Raw genomic sequence first — 3,410 nt, 5'->3', positions numbered from 1 at the left:
GCAGATGCCTTGGCCTCTGGGTTGGCCTCATTGACTAGGTCGGCGACCTCGGTGGCCACTTTCTCGATGGCGGCAGCGTCGTACCAGACGTGCTCGTTGCCCTCGATGTTGGTGACCTTGGAGGGCTCCTTCTTGGCGATGACCTTGGCCTCTGCCGCGGTGACGACGTCCGGCTCTTCGTCGAGCTTGCCGTGGTCGGTCAGAGGGAGGGCGTGGATGATCTCGTCCTGGTTCTTTACTGCCTGGTACAGCCAGGAATCGTATCCGCCTCCGCCGACGATGAGGACGTCGGCTTCGTTGGCCTTAGCGATGTCTGCCGCGGTGGGCTCGAAGTGGTGCGGGTCGACGCCGTTGCCCTTGACGATTGGCTCGACCTCAATCTTGACGTCTTGCCTCTGTGCGGAGTCGATGACTTCCTGGGCCACATCTGCCCAGATGGAGGTGGAGGCGACGACCTTGATGGTGTCCTCGTCGGCGCTATCGGTGCTGGAGCAACCGGCCAGGGTGAGGCTGCCTGCACACAGGAGAGCGGCGGGCGCAGCCAGGGATTTAAGGGAAAAACTCATGCCCTCTAGTTTGCGTTTGTTGAAAATTGTTGTCAAATGGAAATGTATTGAAAATCCGCTCGCTAAAGACCTTGCCTGAAACGCGAAACGCAGAGGTGAACAGGGTAGGGTAGCCAGCATGGTAAAACGCAGCCAGAATCGGAAAACGCTAGCCTCGCTGGCTGCTGAATTGGGTGTTTCGCGTACCACCGTTTCCAATGCATATAATCGCCCAGACCAGCTGGCCCCAGCCACGCGCGAGCGCATTCTCTCCGCGGCCGCAGCCCACGGCTACACGGGCCCCGACCCCACCGCGCGCAGCCTGCGCACTCGCCGCGCGGGCTCCACGGGGGTCCTCCTGACCGAGCACTTGTCCTACGCCTTCGAGGACGCCGCCTCCGTTGATTTTCTAGCCGGCATGGCAGAGGCATCCACGGGTGCCGCGACCACCCTAACTCTGATTCCCGCAGGGCCCGACGCCCCTTCCGACGACGCTGCCGCCCTCCTCACCCGCGCCGCCGTGGATGGCTTCGTTATCTACTCGGTCTCGTCCGAATCCGTGGAAGCGGCGCGAACGCGTGGTCTTCCGCTGGTGGTCTGCGATCAGCCCAAGGACTCTGGCCTTCCCTTCGTGGGCATCGATGACCGCGAGGCAATCAAGCCCGCCGCCCGCGCGTTGCTCGCGGCCGGCCACCGCCGCATTGGCATCCTGTGCATTCGCCTCCACCACGAGCGCATCGATGGTTTCGTAAGCCCGGAGCAGGTCGAACGCGCAGACATGCACGTCCAACGCGACCGCGTGCTGGGCGCTCTCGATGTATTTGCACAGGCAGGCATTGGCGAGATTCCCATTGTCACCCGCCACATCAACGATGCGAGCACCGCGCGCGCTGCCGCGGAAGAGCTGCTTGCCGCGCGCCCTGAGCTGACCGCCGTGCTGTGCACCACCGACTCGATGGCGCTCGGCGTGCTCGGTGTCTTGCGCGATGCTGGCCTCGCGGCACCGAAAGACCTCTCCGTGACGGGGTTTGACGGCATCACCACCGCCTTGCTGGCGGGGCTTACTACCGTGGTCCAGCCGAATAAAGCCAAAGGCGCGGCGGCAGGCCACATGTTGGCCGAGCATATCGACGCCGCGCTTTCCGAGACTGCCCCAGCACACGACCATAAGCTGCTGTCCACCCGCTTCAACGAGGGGACCACGGTGGGCTCGCCGCGCGAGCAGCATTTATTGGATTGGCGGCTCTAGTCGGCACACTTTGCCAAATATTGCGCCAAAACTTGCCGAAATCAGCGCCTTGTTTGGCAAAATGTACCGCGCTTGTCCCGTTTACCGCGCTTGCCCCGTTTACCGCGCATCACGCTTAAGCGCCGAGGTGAACCGCGCGGGCCGCAGCGAGCTCCTCCAAGAAATCAGACACAGCCGCAATATCCGGAACGCGGTGTGCGGCTAGCGTCTCGCCCTCGCCAACCTTCACGCCCAGGTCTGGTGGCTGATTCAAAACCGCGAATCCGTCTTCGTCGGTGACGTCGTCGCCCAAGAAAACCGTGGCCGTGGCGCCGACGCGCTCGCGCAGCTCGGAAATCCATGAGCCCTTCGTGGCCTGGGTAGCGGAGAACTCGATGACAGACTTGCCGGCAGTCATGGGGAAACCGGCTGGGTCGAGTGCGCGGCCAGCAGCGTAGGCCTCGGCGGCTAGCTCTGGGTCTGTAAGCTCCAAGCGGCGCAGGTGGAACACGCGCTGGAAAGGCTTAATCTCAATTTCCGCGCCAGGAAAGCGCTCCATCAGCTCACGGATTTCTGCTTCCTTGCGGTCCAAGTGCGCCTGGGCTTCCGGCGAAAGGGAAGAGTCCTGCCACGAGGACTCCGCGCCGTGGGAGCCGCCCAACAGAACCGGCTCGCGCAGCGGGAAGACGCGCTTTAGCCCTTCCAGGTGGCGCCCAGAAAGCGCCGCTACCGTGGTATCCGGCAGCTTCGCCAGACGCTCCAGGGCAGCCAACGACCGCGGCTCGGCGTGAACCGCATAGATGTCATTGGCAAAACCGGCGAGGGTGCCATCAAAGTCAGAAACTACGGCCAGATGCTTGGTTGCTGCGAGCTTTTCAATCATGCCCTCATCCTAAAACAGCCCTAAAGCGAGACCATGCGAATAGCGGGGGAGTCCACCTCGGCGGTATCCAGAGTCAGAACCAGCTGATTATTCGGGTTTAGCCGAACCTCAAAATCATGGTCTTCCGCCAGCAGATTGCGTAGCAGATTATCCGCCCATAGTGCCGAGCCGGTGCAATCGTCGGGACGGGTATCCATTCGCACCTTATCGATGTGCATGGTGTCCGCGTCGCGGATATTGGCGGCATCCTCGGCCTCGCTGTAGGAGACCTTGGCTTGGAACGGCGCACAGCCAGTAGAGCCCACAATGGAGGATTCGCCGAAGCTCATTTGTGGCACCGCCTTAGCGGTCTGCGGAATCGCAGAAGGCTCATCCGGCTTGGTGTAGATAGCCACTACTTGCCAGTCCTTGCCCACGATTCTCTCGTCACCGCGTGGCTGCGGCCCTGAATCCTCGGAGCCGCAGGCGCTAAGTGTCATTGATGCGGCGAGAAGTGCCGCTGTAATTACTCGCTTCACTTGTTCTTCGCTGCTTTCTCTAGGGCGCTCAAAAAGGCGCGCGACCATACATCCACGTCGTGTTGGACCACCTGTGCGTGCAGGTCGAGCATGTGCTGGCGCATGGTGTCGGGTGAATCATCAAGCGCCTTCAATGCGCTGAGCAGGGCGCGTTTGATGGACTCTATGTCGAAAGGGTTGCATAGGTTGGCCTGCTTGAGCTCCGCGGCGGCGCCGGCAAACTCGGAGAGCACCAA

At 62.0% G+C, this 3,410-nt stretch carries 5 protein-coding genes; 1 reads left to right on the top strand and 4 read right to left on the bottom strand.

Annotated features, from left to right (window positions below; translation table 11 throughout):
- Positions 1-566, bottom strand: a 566-nt coding sequence (locus HMPREF2724_RS13080) for a metal ABC transporter substrate-binding protein (RefSeq protein WP_246818192.1), incomplete at its 3' end; no start/stop codon positions are given.
- A 118-nt stretch (positions 567-684) separates the two neighbouring features.
- Here HMPREF2724_RS13080 and HMPREF2724_RS03015 point away from each other — a divergent pair.
- Positions 685-1,794, top strand: coding sequence for a LacI family DNA-binding transcriptional regulator (locus HMPREF2724_RS03015; protein WP_070432295.1), 1,110 nt, complete (start codon positions 685-687; stop codon positions 1,792-1,794).
- A 115-nt stretch (positions 1,795-1,909) separates the two neighbouring features.
- Here the strand turns inward: HMPREF2724_RS03015 and otsB are convergent, their stop codons facing one another.
- The 3 genes from otsB to HMPREF2724_RS12290 all read right to left on the bottom strand — a co-directional run.
- Positions 1,910-2,656 carry a trehalose-phosphatase gene (otsB, locus tag HMPREF2724_RS03010; RefSeq protein WP_061924620.1) on the bottom strand — a complete coding sequence of 249 codons (747 nt, stop codon included), beginning with the start codon at positions 2,654-2,656 and terminating at the stop codon, positions 1,910-1,912.
- 20 nt (positions 2,657-2,676) lie between these two features.
- Complete coding sequence (locus tag HMPREF2724_RS03005; RefSeq protein ID WP_235591083.1) at positions 2,677-3,174, bottom strand: metal ABC transporter substrate-binding protein; 498 nt, start codon at positions 3,172-3,174, stop codon at positions 2,677-2,679.
- On the bottom strand, positions 3,171-3,410 hold a 240-nt coding region (locus HMPREF2724_RS12290; protein ID WP_141748317.1), incomplete at its 5' end, for a trehalose-6-phosphate synthase. The genes HMPREF2724_RS03005 and HMPREF2724_RS12290, both read right to left, overlap by 4 nt.

This window comes from Corynebacterium sp. HMSC071F07 (assembly GCF_001810285.1).
Taxonomy (GTDB): domain Bacteria; phylum Actinomycetota; class Actinomycetes; order Mycobacteriales; family Mycobacteriaceae; genus Corynebacterium; species Corynebacterium simulans.
Note: the sequence above shows the minus strand (reverse complement) of the source record. Positions and strands in the feature narration are given on the sequence as shown.

Excerpts from the sequence above, each read along its gene's own strand:
- HMPREF2724_RS03015 (WP_070432295.1), top strand. The coding sequence starts at position 685 with ATGGTAAAACGCAGCCAGAATCGGAAAACGCTAGCCTCGCTGGCTGCT.
- otsB (WP_061924620.1), bottom strand. The coding sequence starts at position 2,656 with ATGATTGAAAAGCTCGCAGCAACCAAGCATCTGGCCGTAGTTTCTGAC.